This is a genomic window from Pantoea sp. GM01 (assembly GCF_000282675.1).
GTDB classification, from domain to species: domain Bacteria; phylum Pseudomonadota; class Gammaproteobacteria; order Enterobacterales; family Enterobacteriaceae; genus Pantoea; species Pantoea nemavictus.
On sequence record NZ_AKIU01000026.1, the window covers coordinates 183,887 to 202,583 of the forward strand.

At 55.0% G+C, this 18,697-nt stretch carries 19 protein-coding genes; 8 read left to right on the forward strand and 11 right to left on the reverse strand.

The window, feature by feature from the left end; genetic code table 11:
• Positions 1-25: 25 nt before the first annotated feature.
• The gene (locus tag PMI17_RS06160) at positions 26-1,096 is read left to right on the forward strand and encodes a sugar ABC transporter substrate-binding protein (protein ID WP_007887141.1); all 1,071 of its coding nucleotides are present in this window, start codon (positions 26-28) and stop codon (positions 1,094-1,096) included.
• A 37-nt stretch (positions 1,097-1,133) separates the two neighbouring features.
• On the opposite strand, the gene dinB is transcribed toward PMI17_RS06160, so the two are convergent.
• Entirely contained in the window at positions 1,134-2,186 is a 1,053-nt protein-coding gene (dinB, locus tag PMI17_RS06165; RefSeq protein WP_255348771.1) for a DNA polymerase IV, read from the reverse strand.
• A 90-nt stretch (positions 2,187-2,276) separates the two neighbouring features.
• Positions 2,277-3,074, reverse strand: coding sequence for an FkbM family methyltransferase (locus PMI17_RS06170; RefSeq protein WP_007887144.1), 798 nt, complete (start codon positions 3,072-3,074; stop codon positions 2,277-2,279).
• Positions 3,075-3,386: 312 nt separating this feature from the next.
• Between PMI17_RS06170 and dpaA the strand changes: the two genes are divergently transcribed.
• Positions 3,387-4,130: a peptidoglycan meso-diaminopimelic acid protein amidase gene (gene dpaA / locus PMI17_RS06175; RefSeq protein WP_007887150.1), complete on the forward strand. Its 744-nt coding sequence runs from the start codon at positions 3,387-3,389 to the stop codon at positions 4,128-4,130.
• Here the strand turns inward: dpaA and PMI17_RS06180 are convergent.
• Complete coding sequence (locus tag PMI17_RS06180) at positions 4,101-4,868, reverse strand: class II glutamine amidotransferase (protein WP_007887151.1); 768 nt, start codon at positions 4,866-4,868, stop codon at positions 4,101-4,103. The two genes, dpaA and PMI17_RS06180, sit on opposite strands and share 30 nt — an antisense overlap.
• 48 nt (positions 4,869-4,916) lie before the next feature.
• On the reverse strand, positions 4,917-5,498 hold the full coding sequence (lpcA, locus tag PMI17_RS06185) for a D-sedoheptulose 7-phosphate isomerase (RefSeq protein WP_007887152.1): 582 nt from the start codon (positions 5,496-5,498) through the stop codon (positions 4,917-4,919).
• A gap of 244 nt (positions 5,499-5,742) precedes the next feature.
• Here lpcA and fadE point away from each other — a divergent pair, with 244 nt between their 5' ends.
• Positions 5,743-8,187 (forward strand): acyl-CoA dehydrogenase FadE, encoded by a 2,445-nt coding sequence (gene fadE / locus PMI17_RS06190; RefSeq protein ID WP_007887154.1) that lies wholly within the window; start codon positions 5,743-5,745, stop codon positions 8,185-8,187.
• A gap of 43 nt (positions 8,188-8,230) precedes the next feature.
• Here fadE and mtnK read toward each other — a convergent pair whose 3' ends face one another.
• Positions 8,231-9,430, reverse strand: a complete 1,200-nt coding sequence (gene mtnK / locus PMI17_RS06195) for an S-methyl-5-thioribose kinase (RefSeq protein ID WP_007887156.1) — start codon at positions 9,428-9,430, stop codon at positions 8,231-8,233.
• Between the two features lie 105 nt (positions 9,431-9,535).
• On the opposite strand from mtnK, the gene mtnA reads away from it, so the two are divergent.
• Complete coding sequence (gene mtnA, locus PMI17_RS06200) at positions 9,536-10,555, forward strand: S-methyl-5-thioribose-1-phosphate isomerase (RefSeq protein ID WP_007887158.1); 1,020 nt, start codon at positions 9,536-9,538, stop codon at positions 10,553-10,555.
• A gap of 179 nt (positions 10,556-10,734) precedes the next feature.
• On the opposite strand, the gene PMI17_RS06205 is transcribed toward mtnA, so the two are convergent.
• Genes PMI17_RS06205 through PMI17_RS06215 form a run of 3 tightly spaced genes read right to left on the reverse strand, consistent with a single transcriptional unit; the run spans position 10,735 to position 12,573 of the window.
• On the reverse strand, positions 10,735-11,277 hold the full coding sequence (locus PMI17_RS06205; RefSeq protein WP_007887160.1) for an acireductone dioxygenase: 543 nt from the start codon (positions 11,275-11,277) through the stop codon (positions 10,735-10,737).
• 1 nt (position 11,278) lies between these two features.
• Entirely contained in the window at positions 11,279-11,962 is a 684-nt protein-coding gene (gene mtnC / locus PMI17_RS06210) for an acireductone synthase (protein ID WP_007887162.1), read from the reverse strand.
• A complete protein-coding gene (locus PMI17_RS06215; RefSeq protein ID WP_007887164.1) occupies positions 11,959-12,573 on the reverse strand; it encodes a methylthioribulose 1-phosphate dehydratase in 615 nt (204 codons plus the stop codon). The genes mtnC and PMI17_RS06215 overlap by 4 nt, the downstream gene beginning before the upstream one ends.
• A gap of 130 nt (positions 12,574-12,703) precedes the next feature.
• Here PMI17_RS06215 and PMI17_RS06220 point away from each other — a divergent pair, with 130 nt between their 5' ends.
• The 4 genes from PMI17_RS06220 (at position 12,704) to PMI17_RS06235 (ending at position 15,477) form a co-directional block, all read left to right on the forward strand.
• Positions 12,704-13,864 carry a pyridoxal phosphate-dependent aminotransferase gene (locus PMI17_RS06220; RefSeq protein WP_007887166.1) on the forward strand — a complete coding sequence of 387 codons (1,161 nt, stop codon included), beginning with the start codon at positions 12,704-12,706 and terminating at the stop codon, positions 13,862-13,864.
• Positions 13,852-14,622, forward strand: coding sequence for an amidohydrolase (locus tag PMI17_RS06225; RefSeq protein WP_007887167.1), 771 nt, complete (start codon positions 13,852-13,854; stop codon positions 14,620-14,622). Before PMI17_RS06220 ends, PMI17_RS06225 begins: the two co-directional genes overlap by 13 nt.
• 130 nt (positions 14,623-14,752) lie before the next feature.
• Entirely contained in the window at positions 14,753-15,064 is a 312-nt protein-coding gene (locus PMI17_RS06230) for a type II toxin-antitoxin system HigB family toxin (RefSeq protein WP_007887170.1), read from the forward strand.
• The gene (locus PMI17_RS06235; RefSeq protein ID WP_007887171.1) at positions 15,061-15,477 is read left to right on the forward strand and encodes a type II toxin-antitoxin system HigA family antitoxin; all 417 of its coding nucleotides are present in this window, start codon (positions 15,061-15,063) and stop codon (positions 15,475-15,477) included. Before PMI17_RS06230 ends, PMI17_RS06235 begins: the two co-directional genes overlap by 4 nt.
• Positions 15,478-15,516: 39 nt before the next feature.
• Here the strand turns inward: PMI17_RS06235 and katG are convergent, their stop codons facing one another.
• From katG to uraD, 3 genes are all read right to left on the reverse strand, one after another.
• Entirely contained in the window at positions 15,517-17,715 is a 2,199-nt protein-coding gene (gene katG, locus PMI17_RS06240) for a catalase/peroxidase HPI (RefSeq protein ID WP_007887172.1), read from the reverse strand.
• Between the two features lie 148 nt (positions 17,716-17,863).
• Entirely contained in the window at positions 17,864-18,199 is a 336-nt protein-coding gene (gene uraH / locus PMI17_RS06245; protein ID WP_007887173.1) for a hydroxyisourate hydrolase, read from the reverse strand.
• Positions 18,196-18,690: a 2-oxo-4-hydroxy-4-carboxy-5-ureidoimidazoline decarboxylase gene (gene uraD / locus PMI17_RS06250; RefSeq protein ID WP_007887174.1), complete on the reverse strand. Its 495-nt coding sequence runs from the start codon at positions 18,688-18,690 to the stop codon at positions 18,196-18,198. Before uraD ends, uraH begins: the two co-directional genes overlap by 4 nt.
• Positions 18,691-18,697: the final 7 nt, after the last annotated feature.

Sequence of the window (18,697 nt, forward strand, 5' to 3'; positions counted from 1 at the left end):
CGCTGTTATTCAGAAAGAGAGCATAATGAAAAAAATTACCCTTTCGCTGCTGGCAGTGAGCCTGCTGAACGTCAGCGCTGCCTTTGCCGACACCACAACGCCGGTGCCCGCAGCCATCGCCAATCATGAAGGCCCGGTGCGCATTGCCATCATCCGTAACCTCGGTTCCGACGACAACACCACACAGTTTGTGGCCGGTGCAATTCAGCAGGGCCGCAAGTTGGGCTTTAAGGTCAGCACTTTTTTAAGCAACGGCGATGATGCGCGTTTCCAGGATTTTGTTAATCAGGCGATCAGCCAAAAATATGACGGCATTATTCTGTCGCATGGCAAAGATCCCTACTCTACCGCGCTGGTGCAGCGCATCGCCGATGCCGGTATTAAGCTGTCGGTGTTTGATACGCCGGTAAATACGCCAGTGAAGGGTGTGACCGTAACCGCGCAAAATGACGCCTCGCTGGCGCAGGAATCACTCGGCAGTTTGATCAAAGACTTCAATGGCAAAGCGAATATCGTCAAATTATGGGTGGCCGGTTTCCCGGCGATGGATCGTCGTCAGGTGGTGTATGAGAAGTTGCTGAAAGAAAACCCAGGCATTCATCAACTGGAATCGATCGGCGCCGTCTCCTCTGATGTTCAGGGCGATACCGCCAACAAGATTGGCGCGATTCTGGCGAAGTACCCGAAAGGCAAGATTGATGCAATTTGGGGTTCGTGGGATGCATTTAGCCAGGGCGCCTACAAAGCGTTGCAGGAGAATGGTCGTACTGAAATCAAGCTGTATAGCATCGACGTATCCAACCAGGATCTGCAGCTGATGCACGAGAAAAACAGCCCCTGGGTGCAGACCGTGGCGGTGGACCCGAAAACCATTGGCGCGGTGAATATGCGTCTGGTGGCGAACAAGATTGGCGGCGAAACCACGCCTGCAAGCTATGAGTTTAAAGCGGCATCCATTTCGCAGCAGCAGCTGAACAGTCAGCAAGGTGCGGTTAACGTGGCTTCACTGAACAAGATTATCCCTGGCTGGGGCGAGAACAGCGATTTCGTCGCGCCGTGGTTTGCCACGCTGGAAGCGAAGTACGCTAAGAAGTAGTGTTTTGGGTGGGTGCGAGCCAGGCCGCACCATCACCTCACAACCCCAACACAAGCTGCCGCTCCAGCTGCGGATCAACCATAGTGACATGCAATCCCACTAGCCTTACTCCGCGCCCTGCCCGACGATCATCCCATGCCTGACGCGCTACCGCGATCATGTCGTCTTTGTTCAATACCGGCCAGACATGCTCCTGTGTAGTCTGCTGAAAGTCGTTGAACTTGAGCTTTACTCCCTGGCGAGCGATCTGCTTATCCGGCTTGATTGCCGTTAAGCGCCGCTCTAATTCAGCATAGAGAAAATCAATAATCTCCAGACACTGCTCCCAGCTGTGAATGTCCTCCATGAGCGTGCGCTCAACGCCCAGCGATTTACGCTCACGCTCCACCACCACATTGCGTTCATCAATGCCGTTGCTGCGCTCCCACAAGATACGGCCAAACTTGCCAAAGCGTTTCAGCAACAGCGCCAGATCGGCCTGCTGGACATCTGCGCAGGTGCGCAAACCCATCTCTTCCAGCTTTTTCGTCGCCACTTTGCCAACGCCGGGGATTTTGCTCAGCGGCAGCGTCAGTAAAAAACCTGGCATGGCATCCGGTGTAATCACATATTGCCCGTTGGGTTTGTTGAGATCGGAGGCGATTTTGGCGAGAAACTTAATCGGCGCAATGCCGGCCGAGGCGGTCAAACCGGTTTCGCGCAGGATATCCGCCCGAATCGCCTGCGCCATTAATGTTGCTGAGCCGTGACAATGCAGGCTGTCGGTCACATCCAGATAGGCTTCATCAAGGGATAAGGGTTCAATCAGCGCGGTGTAGCGCGAGAAGATGTCGCGGATCTGGCGCGATGCTTCTTTATACGCATCGAAGCGGCCCGGCAATAAACGCAGATGTGGACAGAGTTTTAGCGCCATACCGGTGGGCATCGCGCTGCGCACGCCATATTTGCGCGCGGGATAGTTAGCCGTACTGATCACGCCGCGCTGTACGCGGCTGCCACCAATCGCGATGGGAATATCGCGCAATGAAGGATCATCGCGCATTTCCACCGCCGCGTAGAAGCAGTCCATATCGACATGAATGATTTTCACTTTTGCAACTAACCCAGATTCAATCGAGACCTCTTTATAATACTGGATATTTGTACAGATGCAAAAGTACCCTGATGTTAGCGCGCCCAATTACACCAGGCGACGAATCTCCATGCCTTTATCGGTTTTTTTAATTTCCAGGCGTTTATTCTGCGGATGCTGTGCGATGCCAAGTTCGCCAAACATTTCCACTTCGTAGCCCAGCGCACGTTTTAACAGGTTGAGCAGGCGATTGCGTTTCGGGATCAGAGCCGGCAGATAGTCGCCCCACACCTCAAACAAAATCGCCGGATAGCCTGAGCTCTCCAGCCACTGACGTGCACCTTTCAGCACTTCTAACTCCAGCCCTTCCACATCCACTTTGACGAGATGCGCGGCAGGTAAGTGCAAACTGTCTAAGGTCGCGATGCGTACCGATTCACTCTCTGTAAAGGCGGTGCTGAGCATCTTCTGTTGCGCGCGAATATCAGCATCCAGCGACAGCGCACCGACGTTCACTTCGGTTTGCATATCCAGTACCGGTACGTCAATTTCACCATTCACGTCGCCAATCGCCATCTGCATGGCATGACAATGAAACAGCTGATTGCTAAACAGATTGGCGCAAAGTTGATAAAACACCTGACGCTGGGGTTCGAAAGCATATAATTTTCCGCCCTTCGCCCGGATATGATCGCCCATCGGCACCGACCAGGCGCCTAAATTGGCTCCCACATCGACCAATATCGGACGCTCAATACCTGCGATTAGCAGCTGAGAAATCTGCAGCGTTGTCGGCTCCCAGGCTTTGCCGCCGCGTAAATGCGCATTAATCATATCCGGGCCGGACGACAACATGTAGCTCAGGTTATCAACCTGATAAAGGGACGGGCGAGAGGAGTGTTCCATGGATTATTACCTGATGAAATTGACCGGCGCAGTATAGGCAGACTGATTCCGTTAACAGCCAGGACGCGTCTTGTTTATCATCAGGATTAAGGCGTTTTAAAAACCAGGAAAAAAAGCGAACTTTCTGATCAACAAATTAAAGTTTACAAATTTCTGGTCGTATTCCTTTTAGGAACGCGCCATTTTCTCGGACACTGGCTTGATTAAAAGCCAGACAATGTTAATGTTGCGCTGCGATAGCGGATATTTCCGATAATGCAATACCCGGACGCTTAGCGTCATCATCTCTCTTCACATCAAGGTATCTACAGAATGGGCAGAATCGCATTATTGCTTGCGATGATTCTTATGCCGGTCCTTAGCTGGGCAATTAACCCTGAGCCTGCGCAACCGCTGGCTCCGGTGAGCAAAGAGTTAAAGAAACAATTAATTGGTACACCTGTATTTATTCAGATTTTCAAGGAAGAGCGTACGCTGGAACTGTACGGCAAAATCGGTAATGAATATCGTCTGCTGGACAGCTATCGCATCTGTAATTTCTCTGGCGGCTTAGGACCGAAACGTCGTCAGGGCGATTTCAAAAGTCCCGAAGGCTTTTATAACGTTAAGCTGAACCAGTTAAAACCAGATAGCCGTTTCTATCGCGCCATTAATACCGGTTTTCCTAACCAGTACGATCGCGCTAAAGGCTATGACGGTAACTATTTAATGATTCACGGTGATTGCGTGTCAGTTGGCTGCTACGCGATGACCGATGCATCGATGGATGAGATCTTCGCCTTTACCAACGCCGCGCTGCGTAATGGTCAGCAGGAGATTCAGGTCAATATCTATCCGTTCCGCATGACAGACAGCAACATGCAGCGTCATAAATATTCGACTTACATTAATTTCTGGCGTGAACTGCAGCCGGGCTATGCCTACTTTGTGAAGTACCGTGTGCCGCCAACGGTTAACGTAACGGCAACCGGCCAATATGCGGTGAACAGCACACCGGTGATTTCAACACCGGATGCTGCCTCGAAATCATTCCTGGCGCTCACCCAGGCAAAATAACGCCCATTCGCCTGGCACTATCCGGTGCCAGGTTTCATTACCGGTTAGCGGTTGCGTAGCAATCACCGTCACCACATCCTGCGGCGTAGTCTGCTGCTGAAAATCAATCTCCACATCCTGATCGAGCAGTGTCGCTTTGCCAAATGGTGCACGACGCGTAATCCAGTAGAGATTGGTCGAACAGAACGCCATCAGATAGCGACCATCCGACAACAGCATGTTGAACACGCCCTTCTCACGCATTTCTGCTGCCAGCTCGGCGATGTAGCGGAAAACTGCCGGCCAGTTGCCCGGCGTGCGCGGATAGCGCTCGGTAAGTTTATGCAGAATCCAGCAGAAGGCTTTTTCGCTGTCGGTTTCACCGATGGGACGAAAAGGCCCGGTGTCCAGCTGGCGATACCCTTTAAGCTGTCCGTTGTGCGCGTATGTCCAGTTACGGCCCCACAGTTCACGCGTGAACGGATGGGTATTTTCCAGCGACACTTCACCGCGATTCGCCTGGCGAATATGTGCCACCACCGAATGCGATTTGATCGGGTATTCCTGCACTAATCGGGCAATCGGTGAGTTATAGCTTGGCTGCGGATCTTTGAAAGTGCGACACCCTTTGCCTTCGTAAAAGGTAATGCCCCAGCCATCTTTGTGCGGCCCGGTTCCACCGCCACGCTGCACCAGACCCGTAAAACTGAAACAGATGTCCGTTGGGACATTGGCGCTCATCCCGAGCAATTCGCACATAGCAACCGCCTTAGGTTAGCACCCCTCGCCAGCGGCGAGAGGAACACATCATGACTTAACCATCTCTTTTTCGATTAGCAACATCAGGATATGAATCACTTTGATGTGGATCTCCTGAATGCGGTCGGCATAGCCAAAATGCGGCACACGAATTTCGATATCCGCCGATCCCGCCATTTTGCCGCCATCTTTGCCGGTCAGCGTGATCACTTTCATCCCCTTCGCGCGCGCGGCCTCAACGGCTTTGATGATGTTGGCAGAGTTACCTGACGTGGACAGACCCAGCAGCACATCGCCTTCGCGACCCACCGCTTCGATATAGCGCGAGAACACGTAATCGTAGCCAAAATCGTTGCTCACGCAGGAGAGATGGCTGACATCAGAAATGGCAATCGCCGGGTAGCCAGGACGGTTTTCACGGTAGCGCCCAGTCAGCTCTTCAGCAAAATGCATGGCATCGCAGTGCGAGCCGCCGTTACCGCAGGAAAGCACTTTGCCGCCCGCTTTAAAGCTGTCGGCCAGCAGAACCGCAGCGCGCTGAATCGCGTGAATGTTAGCTTCATCACTCAGGAAGTTGTTGAGCGTATCGGCTGCTTCATTGAGCTCTGAGCGAATAATGTCCTGGTACATAGGGATGTCCTTTTAGAGGAAAGATTGACGCAGCAAGTTTAACGGAATGGGACTAAGCCGCAAAGCGCCCGCCATCAGGAAAAGCGCGACCTGTTGAGGAAGTTTGGCAGCTGTTGCCGTTCGCGCAATGAATTTGTGAGATGTGTTGTAATTGCGATGTAAACAGATTGATAAATTTTGCCCCATATTCTAAACCTACACCCATAACAGGTCAGACCTCTTACTACTTATGGAGTGGTTCATTATGTTGGTTGCCTCAATCATTGCGACGCTAATTTTGCTTAGCGTCTTGTTCTATCACCAAATCTCTCTGCTGCTCAGCAGCGTGATTTTGCTGCTGTGGACCGGCGCGCTGGCGGCCGCTGGCGTGTGGACGCCGTGGCTGCTGGTCCCGCTGGCGATCATTCTGCTGCCGTTTAACCTGCCAGTGATGCGCCGCAGCCTGTTCTCCAAGCCGGCACTGCGCAGCTTCCAGAAAGTGATGCCGCCGATGTCGCGCACTGAAAAAGAGGCGATTGATGCAGGCACCACCTGGTGGGAAGGCGATCTGTTCCGCGGTAAACCGGACTGGCAGAAGCTGCACAACTATCCGCAACCGCGTCTGACGGAAGAGGAACAAGCCTTTATTGATGGTCCAGTAGAAGAAGCGTGCCGCATGGCGAACGACTTCGAAATCACCCATGAAATGGCCGATCTGCCGCCGGAGCTGTGGGCCTATCTCAAGCAGCATCGCTTCTTCGCCATGATCATCAAGAAAGAGTATGGCGGCCTGGAGTTCTCAGCCTATGCGCAAGCACGCGTGCTGCAGAAACTGGCCGGCGTCTCCGGCATTCTGGCGATCACCGTTGGCGTACCGAACTCGCTTGGCCCAGGCGAACTGCTGCAGCATTACGGCACCGACGAGCAGAAAGATCACTACTTGCCGCGTCTGGCACGCGGTGATGAGATTCCCTGCTTTGCGTTGACCAGCCCGGAAGCGGGTTCCGATGCCGGGGCGATTCCCGATACCGGCGTAGTGTGCATGGGCGAGTGGCAAGGTCAGCAGGTGCTGGGCATGCGTCTCACCTGGAACAAGCGCTATATCACGCTGGCACCGATTGCCACCGTGCTTGGCCTGGCATTTAAACTTTCCGACCCGGATCATCTGCTGGGCAATACTGAAGAGCTCGGCATCACCTGCGCGCTGATTCCGACCCACACGCCTGGCGTGGAGATTGGTCAGCGCCACTTCCCGCTTAACGTGCCGTTCCAGAATGGTCCAACGCGCGGTAAAGACATTTTCGTGCCGATTGATTTCATCATTGGCGGCCCGTCGATGGCCGGTCAAGGCTGGCGCATGCTGGTGGAGTGCCTGTCAGTGGGTCGCGGCATTACGCTGCCTTCGAACTCAACCGGCAGCGTGAAAAGTATTGCGCTGGCAACCGGCGCCTATGCGCATATTCGTCGTCAGTTCAAAGTCTCCATCGGTAAAATGGAAGGGATTGAAGAACCGCTGGCGCGCATTGCCGGTAATGCTTATGTGATGGACGCCGCGGCTACGCTGATCACCAGCGGCATTATGCTGGGAGAAAAACCGGCGGTGCTGTCGGCGATTGTGAAGTATCACTGCACCCATCGCGGCCAGCGCACCATTATCGATGCGATGGATATTGCCGGCGGTAAAGGGATTATGCTCGGCGAAAATAACTTCCTGGCGCGAGCTTATCAGGGCGCTCCCATCGCTATCACCGTGGAAGGCGCGAATATTCTGACGCGCAGCATGATCATCTTCGGCCAGGGCGCCATCCGCTGCCATCCGTGGGTACTGGAAGAGATGAATGCCGCAGCGAAAAACGATTTGGTGACCTTTGACCGGGCGCTGTTCAGCCACATCGGCCACGTCGGCAGTAACAAAGTGCGTAGCCTGTGGCTGGGCTTAACCGGCGGCCGCACCAGCGCCACGCCGACCCGCGATGCCACGCGCCGCTACTATCAGCATCTCAACCGTTTAAGCGCCAATCTCGCGCTGCTGTCGGATGTATCGATGGCGGTATTGGGCGGCAGCCTGAAGCGTCGCGAACGTATCTCCGCGCGCCTTGGCGATGTACTGAGCCAGATGTATCTCGCCTCGGCCACGCTGAAACGCTATGACGATGAAGGCCGTAATGCCGCCGACTTGCCGCTGGTGCATTGGGGCGTGCAGGATGCCTTGCATCAGGCCGAAGTGGCGATGGATGATCTGCTGCGCAACTTCCCAAATCGCCTGGTTGCCGGCGCGCTGCGTCTGGTGATCTTCGCGGGTGGACATCATTGCCCAGCGCCGTCTGACAAGCTCGATCACCAGTTGGCGAAACTGCTGCAGCTGCCCTCCGCCACGCGCACCCGTTTAGGTCGCGGTCAGTATCTGGCACCGAGCGCGCACAATCCGGCGGGTCAACTGGAGCAAGCGTTGCAGGATGTGATGGCAGCAGAAGTGATTCACGATCGTCTGTGCCAGCAGCAGAAAAAACACCTGTCGTTCACCCGACTGGATGCGCTGGCGCAGCGTGCTTTGCAGGAGGGTTGGATTGATGAAAGCGAAGCACAGGTGCTGATTCGCGCCGAAGCCAGTCGCCTGAAAGCCATCAATGTCGATGACTTTGCGCCGGAAGCGCTGGCGGTGCCAAAGCCGCAGAGTAAACCCCGTTCGCGCACCAGCGAAGCGGCATAAAATAAAAAAGCCTCCATGCGGAGGCTTTTTTATGGCGATCGCTTTATCCCGCCTGCCGAATGCGCGCAATTAATGCGTCAACATCGGCAACATGATCGGCAGCCAAAATCAGCGTACGTCCTAGCGTTATACAGCTGCGAATGCACTCGGTGCGCATCGTGTCATCGTTAATCTGTTTAAAGTCCGCGACATGCGACATCCCCACGGTACGACGAATCAATTCGGTCCCGCAGTAACCAATGGTATCGCGCCATACCTTATGCAGGAAGGATTCGGCATAGCCCGGATAGGCCAGCGCCACATCACTGGTTTTCGCTTTGGTCAGCTCAAGGAAACGATTGGCAAATTGGTTACAGACATCCTGCACATCACTAAGACGACGCTCGCGCCCTTCTGCCGCTTCACGCGGTGCCAGCAGGCCCGGCAAGCAGCAGTAGTTAATCAGCAGGTTGCCAATCGCGCTGCCGACATCAAAACCAATCGGCCCGAAATAGCCGAACTCTGCATCAATGACTTTCAGGCTGCCATCCGCCACAAAGATGGAGCCGCTGTGCACGTCGCCGTGCAGGAGAGCTTCGGCATCGGCAAAGAAGCGGTGCTTGAGGCCCGCAACAGCGATTTTTAATGCATCATCGCTGCGCAGGCTGACCACCAGCGACTCCAGCGCGGCAGGATACTTGTTGCGCTCGTGGTCAATAAAAGGATCGTTGAAGAACAAGTCTTCTGTGATTTCACACATTTCCGGATTAATGAAACGCGCTACTTCGGCTTTTTTCCGGTGCGGATGCAGGAAAAAATCAGAAGTATGGAACAGCGTCTGCGCCAGATACTCCCCCAGCTGGCGCCCTGCTTGTGGATAGTAAGCGCCGTTCACCAGCTCGCTACGCCAGATACGATGAGTGGAGAGATCTTCCATCACCATTACCGCTAATTCTGCATCGTAATGGGTGACATTAACGGTGTGCTGTGGGCAATGTTTATAGTGCTCAATCAGCGTTTGCGCTTCCAGCCGTGCGCGATCGAGCGTGAGCGGCCAGGATTCGCCCACACAACGCACATACGGCAGCGCCTGTTTTACCACTACGCGGCTGCGGCCTTGGTTGTCGAAGATTTTAAACACCAGGTTGAGATTGCCGTCACCGATCTCCTCGGCGCTCACCAGCGCTGACGGATCGTCCACGCTGCCAAATTTTTTAGCATATTCCACAGCATCGGCAGCGGTGAACGTACGGTATTGCGACATTGCTTTTTCCTCGTGTTTCGACAGTAATAAGCCGTTCAGACGTCTATACATCCGTTACGCATGTTGGCACAATAGCCAGCATTAAGGCAACAGGGATTTCACACAATGCAAACACTTCGAACCACCAGCCTTGAGGTCCGCGATAACCAGCTGTGGATCCTTGACCAGCAGGCGCTGCCACAACAACAAAACTGGCTGCCTTCGCACAGCGTTGCGCAGCTGGTTGAGCATATTCATGCCCTGCGCGTGCGCGGTGCCCCGCTGATTGGCCTCTCCGCCAGTTTGCTGCTGGCGCTGCTTGGCGAACAGGGGACAACGCAGGTGGAATTAGCTGCCGCTCTGGAGGTTCTGCGTGCCGCCCGCCCAACGGCGGTGAACCTGATGAATAACCTGGATCGCATGAAAGTGGCGCTGGCGGAGAACGATTTTGTCGCAGCGTTAAGCGCTGAGGCGCTGCGGCTGGTGGCCGAAGATAAACAGCTGTGTGACAACATCGCCCGCGCCGGTAGCGCGCTAGTGAAACCGGGCAGCCAGTTGCTAACCCATTGTAATACCGGCGGTCTGGCGACAGCGGGGGTGGGCACCGCGCTGGGCGTGATCGCCTATGCCCATCAGCAAGGTTTGGTGAAAAATGTCTGGGTTGATGAAACCCGACCGCTGCTGCAAGGCGGCCGTTTAACCGCATGGGAACTCGGTGAGCTCAACATTCCTTACCAGTTGATTACTGATTCGATGGCCGCCAGCTTAATGGCGCGCGGCGCGGTAGATGCCATTTGGGTCGGTGCAGATCGCATCGCCGCCAATGGCGATGTAGCAAACAAGATTGGTACTTACAGCCTGGCCGTGCTGGCGCAGTATCACGGCATTCCGTTTTATGTGGCAGCACCGTATACCACGCTTGATCGTCTGTGCCCTAATGGCGACGCGATACCGATTGAACAACGCGCCGCCAGCGAAGTGACCGGCGTGTCAGGCAGTTTTGGCAGCGTGCAGTGGGCGCCCGAAAACGCAGCGGTGTATAACCCGGCGTTTGATGTAACGCCTGCGGCGCTGATTAGCGGTTGGGTGCTGGATACCGGAGTGGTGACACCTGCACAGGTTCAGGAAGGGATATTTTTGCCTTAAGGTAGGCTGGATTGTGCTGGCAGTCCCCCATCCCGACCTTCCCCCATAAATGGGGGAAGGAGACGCTGCCACATGCAGCTTCAGCACTGACATACAGCAGCGTCATCCTCCTCCATTTATGGGGGAGGACCGAGGAGGGGGACAGCGAGCACAATCTAGCTCGCAAAGCACACTCAAAATCACGCCAAACGCGGATACGCATCGGCAATCTGGTCACCGGTGAAATTCGCCACCCAGCCTTCCTGATTGTCAAAAATACGAATTGCAGTGAAGTGCGGCTCAGAGCCCATATCAAACCAGTGCGCGGTGCCAGCAGGTACGGAAATCAGATCATTTTTCTCGCACAGAATCTGATAAACCTCGCCATCGAGATGCAGACAAAACAGTCCTGAACCTTCAACGAAAAAGCGCACTTCGTCTTCGCTGTGGGTATGTTCATTGAGAAACTTGGAGCGCAGCACCTCTTTCTGCGGATTATCCGCGCGCATGCTCAGCACGTCCCAGCTTTGATAGCCCTTCTCGGCGACCAGGCGATCAATCGCATGCTGATAAGCCTTAATCACCGTCTCAGAATCGGGATCAACGCCCAGATCGCGATCCGCTTCCCAACGCTCAAAACGCACGTTTTTAGCGTTAAGGCGATCGCGAATCGCTGCTGCATCGGTACTGTGCCACACCGGCTGATTGGCTTCGGTATCGGTAAAAATGGTCAATGCACTCATGTTAAATCGACTCCGGTTTAATCTGTGAAAAATCATTTACCTGATGATGACGACTAACGTTATCCGCCGCGTCACGAATTAACTGCACCGTGTGCCAGCCCGCTAGTGCCGCCGCGTCCAGTTCCTGATGAATATCCGACAGGAACAGGATGGCGTCGGGTGCGAGGCCAATTTTTTCAGCGATGTTGCGATACGACTGCGTTTCACGTTTCGCGCCCACGCCGGTATCAAAATAGCCGCTAAACAGCGAGGTTAAATCACCTTCATCGCTGTAACCAAATAACAGTTTTTGCGCGGCGATCGATCCCGAGGAATATACATACAGGCCAAGGCCCTGCTGCTGCCAGCGCTGCAAAGCTGGCAGCACATCCGGATAAAGGTGGCCGGTAAACTGGCCCTCAAGGTAACCGGCTCGCCAAATCATGCCTTGCAACGCCTTCAAGCCCGGCGACTTACGATCCTGATCGATATAGCCAATTAACGTAGTGATGAGTTCGTCGAGCGAGGCCTGCGCACTTCCCGACTCTTCCCGCACCGCGTTGAGTGCCGCAGCCACGCCTGCATCGGCCTCATTCTCGCGTACAAAGGCGGCTAAATGCTGACGTGCATAGGGAAACAGCACCGTGTGGACGAACTGGATATCACTGGTGGTGCCTTCAATATCGGTAACAATGGCGCGGATCATTTTGCCTCCAGCAGGCGACGTTGCAGTTCACAAGCAAACAGGAATTCCAGCCCTTCCAGATGGCGGCGCGCTTCGTTCACGTCCTTGCCCCAACAGGTCAGACCGTGACCGCGCAGCAGAAAGCCATATTGCAGCGGCGAGTGTGCGGCAAAGGCGGCGATACGCTCGACCAGCGCATCAATATTCTGATCGTTATCGAATAACGGAATAGCGACGGTATTGAGGTGAGAATGCTGACCAGCCAGCGTTTTTTGCATCTCATAGCCACTGAGCAGCAGTGCATCGCTCTGCTCGACGCGCGACAGCACGGTGGAGTTAACGCTGTGGGTATGCAATACCGCGCCAGCCTGGGGGAAGAGACGATAAATCAAGGTATGCAGACCGGTTTCTGCCGATGGGGTGCGTCCCGATGGCACCGCGTTGGTGGCGATCTCCACCTGCATAAAGTCATCACGCGTCAGGCTGCCTTTATCTTTGCCGGACGCACTCAACAGGCAATATTCCGCATCCTGCCGCACCGACATATTACCGCCGGTGGCGGGCGCCCAGCCTTTACTACCAATCCAGTGACAGGCGGCCACTAAATGTTCCAGTGGGAGAAAATCCGTCATAGCGCTATACAGGCTCCGCAGGTTAGTTTAGACGTCTAAGCGTCTCGATTGCCAAATATTAACATCCTGTTTATAGTGGCAGCAACACAGGGTTTCTCCGCAACGACATTCGCGCTTAAGGCCACAAATAATGACGCAGCACAACCTGATCCCCGAGAGCAAACTACCGGCGCTCGGCACCACTATTTTTACGCAAATGAGCGCGCTCGCGCAGCAGCACAACGCCATCAATCTCTCGCAGGGCTTTCCCGACTTCGACGGTCCACGCTATCTGCAAGAGCGTCTGGCTTATCACGTTAGCCAGGGCGCGAACCAATATGCACCGATGATCGGCACACTGCCACTGCGTGAGGCGATTGTTGAGAAAACCGCCGAACTTTACGGCCACTCGCCTGACGTTAACAGCGACATTACCGTGACGGCGGGCGCCACCGAAGCGCTCTATGCGGCGATCACCGCGCTGGTACGCCAGGGTGATGAAGTGATCTGCTTCGACCCAAGCTATGACAGCTACGCGCCTGCTGTTCAGCTCGCCGGCGGCGTGTTGAAACGCATTGCGCTACAACCCCCTGAGTTTCGCGTGGATTGGTCAGCATTCCGCAGCCTGCTAAGCGCCAAAACCCGCCTGGTGATTCTGAATACGCCGCACAATCCTTCCGCCACCGTTTGGCGCAAAAGTGATTATGCCGAACTCTGGCAGGCCATTGCCGAGCAGGAAATCTATGTGCTGAGCGATGAAGTCTACGAGCACATCTGCTTCGCCGAAGCGGGGCATGCCAGCGTATTAGCGCATGCCGACCTGCGCCAGCGCGCGATTGCGGTATCCTCATTTGGTAAAACCTTCCACATGACCGGCTGGAAAGTCGGTTATTGCATCGCACCCGCCGCCCTCAGCGCGGAAATCCGCAAAGTGCATCAGTATTTGACCTTCTCCGTGAATACACCGGCACAGCTGGCGATTGCCGATATGCTGCGCCAGCAGCCCGAACACTATCGCGAGCTGTCTGAATTCTATCGCGCACGCCGCGATCGGCTGATTAAGGCGCTCTCCACCAGCCGTTTCAAGGTGTTGCCGTGTGAAGGCACCTACTTCCTGATAGTGGATTACAGCGCGATTTCCGATCTGGACGATGTCAGTTTCTGCCAGCTGCTGACCAAAGAGGTTGGCGTGGCGGCGATTCCGCTGTCGGTATTCTGCGCCGAACCTTTCCCGCACAAGTTGATTCGCCTGTGCTTTGCCAAACAGGAAGCGACGCTCGACGCCGCTGCGGAGCGCTTATGTCAGCTTTGAAAATTACCGTGCTGCAGGAAACGCTGAGCTGGATGGATGGCGCCGCCAACCTGCGCCATTTTGACGGCGTGCTGAAGGGGATTGAAGCCCGCGACATCATTCTGCTACCGGAGATGTTCACCACCGGTTTTGCCATGGAAGCCGCCGAAAGCTCGCTGCCGCAGGATGAGGTAGTGGCGTGGCTGCATGCGCACGCGCAATCCAGCAATGCCTTAGTTGGAGGTAGCGCGGCGATTCAGACAGAAAAAGGCGCGGTAAACCGTTTTCTGCTGGTGGAACCCAACGGCACGGTGCATCAGTACGACAAACGCCATCTGTTCCGCATGGCCAATGAACATCAGCACTATGTGGCGGGCGCAACGCGCGAAGTGTTTGAGTGGCGCGGCTGGCGCATTCTGCCGCAAATTTGTTACGACCTGCGCTTCCCGGTGTTTTCGCGTAATCACAATGATTATGATCTGGCACTGTATGTCGCCAACTGGCCAGCGCCGCGTGCGCTGCATTGGCAGTCGCTACTGCTGGCGCGTGCGATTGAAAACCAGGCTTACGTCGCCGGCTGCAACCGCGTTGGCAGCGATGGCAATAAACATCAATACAGCGGCGATAGTCGCATTATTTCGCCACAGGGTGAGATTCTGGCCGCCGGCGAGCCCTTTGCGCGCGCGCGCCTCGACGCGGAGCTGTCACTGGAAGAGCTACAAGCCTACCGCGAACGCTTCCCGGCGTGGCGTGATGCGGATGCTTACACCTTGAAGTAATTCTTTGCCGCGTAAACACTGCGCGGCAAATCCCCTTCTCAACGCTATCTATGTGCCATCGAGTTTCCTGCTTGGAAACATTGCAGCTCTGCGCTATGATGTTTCCATGTTGGAACATGTCGAGGGAATGATGCACGTTATCTCAAGGAGAGTGTTCACTGAAGCGACACGGAGATTTCCAAATGATGCAGCAGCATTGGATGCCACTTACAGAACCTTAAATGGCAACGTTTTCATCGATCCCGATGCGCTGAAAGCTATTTTTCCAAGTCTTGATCGAATGAAATACCGAGCCAAATGGTGGGTGATTAACGTCGGCGGGAATAATCTCAGAGTGATGTTTTTTGCGGACTTCATTGCCCAACGGATTTTTATCAAACACATAGTGACCCATGCTGAGTATGACAAAGTGGTTAAGCATTATCGGGAGAATAAAGAATGATCGCCGAAGCCATTCAGGCCTCCAATAATCTGATCAAAGCGGTTCCGCTTCTGGGTGGAAGTCAATCAGAAGCTGATTACGAGCAGGCTTTGGAGCTGGTGGAGTATTTGATTGAACATCATCCTGCCCATCCGCTGATTGAAATGCTGGCTGATAAAGTTGCGAAATATGAGGATTCCGCCTCCGAGTTTTCAGAATTCAATAAACGTATCAATACATTGGCTGGCGGTGTTGCATTATTGCGGGTGTTAATGGATCAGCATCATCTCAACCAGTCATCTTTTGTGAATGAGATTGGTCAGCGATCTTATGTGAATCGTATTCTGAAAGGAGAGCGCAAGTTAACGGATAAACATAAGGCCGCATTGGCTAAACGTTTCAATCTGCCGTTCGAGGCGTTTCGCGAAGATTAAAGACAAAAGCCGCAGCGTATTTCGCTGCGGCTTGATTGATTACAGCTCGAACCGATCCAGATTCATCACTTTCGTCCAGGCGGCGACGAAGTCGGCCACGAACTTCTGCCTGGCATCGCTGCTGGCGTACACTTCTGCCAGGGCGCGCAAAATAGCATTCGAACCAAACACTAAGTCGGCACGCGTAGCGCTGAACTTCACTTCTCCCGTCAGACGATCACGGCCCTCAAACAGCTCTTCGCTCTCATCGGTGGCTTTCCATGCGGTACGCATGTCGAGCAGATTAACGAAGAAGTCGTTGCTCAGCACGCCAACGCGATCGGTGAACACGCCGTGCTGGCCGCCATCGAAGTTGGTGCCCAATACGCGTAAACCACCCAGTAATGCTGTCAGTTCTGGCGCACTCAGCGTCAGCTGTTGCGCTTTATCCAGCAGCAGGGTTTCGGTTGAGGAACCTTTCGCACTGCGACGATAGTTACGGAAACCATCGGCCAGCGGTTGCAGGAAGTTGAACGACTCGACGTCGGTTTGATCCTGACGCGCATCGACGCGGCCCGGCGTAAACGGTACTTGTGTCGCGACACCCGCAGCGGCGGCGGCCAGCTCAATACCCACGCTGCCCGCCAGCACAATGACGTCAGCCAGTGAAACTTTGCCCGATTCCTGCTGAATCTTCTGCAGGGTTGGCAGCACATCGGAAATAACGCTGGCGTTAACGGCCCAACCGTTTTGCGGGGCTAATGCCAGACGTGCGCCGTTGGCGCCACCGCGTTTGTCACCCCCGCGGAAGGTCGATGCTGAAGCCCAGGCGGCAGAAACCAGCTGACTGACGCTCAAGCCTGAAGCGGCAATGCGCGCTTTGATGTCGCTGATATCCGCCGGCGTAGGCTGATGAATGGCCTGCGGTAACGGATCCTGCCAGATCAGATCTTCTTTCGGCACTTCCGGACCAATATAACGCGCTTTTGGCCCCATATCACGGTGCGTCAGTTTGAACCAGGCGCGAGCAAAGGCTTCGTTAAACGCCTGCGGATCGTTGAGGAAGCGGCGCGAGATCTTGCCGAACTCTTCATCAAAACGCAGCGTCAGGTCGGTCACCAACATGGTCGGTTTGCGTTTTTTCTCGGGATCAAACGGATCCGGGATAATCGCTTCGGCATCCACCGCTTCGAATTGAATCGCGCCAGCTGGGCTGTGCGTCTGCACCCATTCATATTTGAACAGGTTCTCGAAGAAGTAATTGCTCCACTGCGTTGGCGTTTGCGTCCAGACCACTTCCAGGCCAGAAGTGATGGCATCTTTACCCACGCCGCTGCCGTAGCTGCTGCTCCAGCCAAGGCCCTGCGCTTCAATCGGTGACTCTTCCGGATCAACGCCAACGTGGCTGGCTGCTGCCGCGCCGTGGGTTTTACCCAAAGTATGACCGCCGGCGATCAGCGCCACGATCTCTTCGTCGTTCATACCCATATTGCCGAAGGTGGCACGAATGGCCGGTGCAGCGGATTTTGGATCGCCGCTGGCTTCCGGACCTTCCGGGTTAACGTAGATCAGGCCCATTTCGGTGGCGCCCAACGGGGCGTTGGCCAGCGCTTCCGGATGGCGATGTGCCAGCCATTCGGTTTCGTGGCCCCAATCCACATCCATATCCGGTTCCCACACGTCTTCACGACCGGCACCAAAGCCGAAGGTGCGGAAGCCGGCGTTTTCCAGCGACACGTTACCCGCCAGAATATAGAGATCGGCCCAGGAAATTTTCTGACCGTATTTTTGTTTCACCGGCCACAGCAGGCGACGCGCTTTATCGAGGCTGACGTTATCCGGCCATGAGTTAAGCGGCGCAAAACGCTGCTGACCGCGGCCTGAACCACCGCGACCATCGATAGTGCGATAAGTACCCGCGCTGTGCCACGCCATGCGAATGAACAGCCCAATATAGCTGCCCCAGTCGGCTGGCCACCAGGATTGCGAATCGGTGAGAATCGCGCGGATGTCGGCTTTTAACGCGGAGTAATCGAGCTTGCTGAATTCATCACGGTAGTTGAAGTTGTCACTGAGCGGGTTGGAACGGTTGGAGTGCTGGTTTAACAGATCGACACGCAGCATATTAGGCCACCAGTCGCGGTTAGATGTCCCGCTACCGGCACCGCGTGCTAAAACACTTTTCTCTTCTGACGCCCCGTGATGAAAGGGGCATTTACCTGAGGCTGCTGCATTATCGTTATTGTCGTGCGTGCTCATTTTTCGGCTCCATTGGCTTCACATTGCTTTCTATTATGCGACTAAGATTAGCCGCACTTAAGCCAAGAATATATTTGGATGAACCGAAGGTTTTGATAGTTGCTGGCTTTCAAGCGCAGCCGTGTGACGTGCCGCGCAAAACGGCAAATTAGCTACCGCGATAGGTCGACCACGACCACGGCGAGATGAGAAACGGCAGATGATAATGGCTGCCCGTGGTGCCAATCACGAAATCGATTTGCGCGCTGACGTACAGCGCATCGCGCCCCTCGGCAGCAAAGTAGTCGCCAATCTCCGCGGTCAAACGATAGTGGCCTGGTGCGAGCGGTTCGGGTGTCAGATCTTTGATGCGCCCATCGCTGTCAGTTTCGCCCTCCACCAGCGGCAGCCACCCTTCCGGGCTGTTTTGCTCCAGGGAAACCGCGACGCCAATCGCCGGTTTGCCCAGTGCGGTATCGAGAATATGCGTGGTAATGGTGCTCATGTGATGCTCTCCTTCAGCCGTAACAGGGTAATTTCGCGCAGCTGCGTCAGCGCTTCACGCTGTTCGCTCTGTGCATCATTGTTCAACCGGCGCTGCAATTCAGCCAGCATCTCCTCGCCGCTGCGCCCTTTGGCGCGAATCAGAAACACCCGGCCAAAACGCTGCTCATAGGTTTGATTGCCCGCCAGCATCGCCAGCTGCAGCGCACCGTTGGCCTGCTGCATCGCCGATTGCTCACTGCGCGATAGCGCCGCCTCTTTATTCGCGCCCGCCACCTTATCGCCAATACGTGGATGAGCGCTCAGCGCCTGCGTCAACGCATCGGCCTGCCACAACTGCGCCAGACGATCGGCGGTTTCCTGCAGCGCCGCCACATTGGCAAAAGGTCGCGCAGCCACCAGCGCCTGCTGCCAGGCCGGAATCGCCACGCAGTGCGCAATCGCCGCCTGCGCGGCTTCCGGTGGCAACTGATTGAAGCTTACCAAATCCATATTGCTG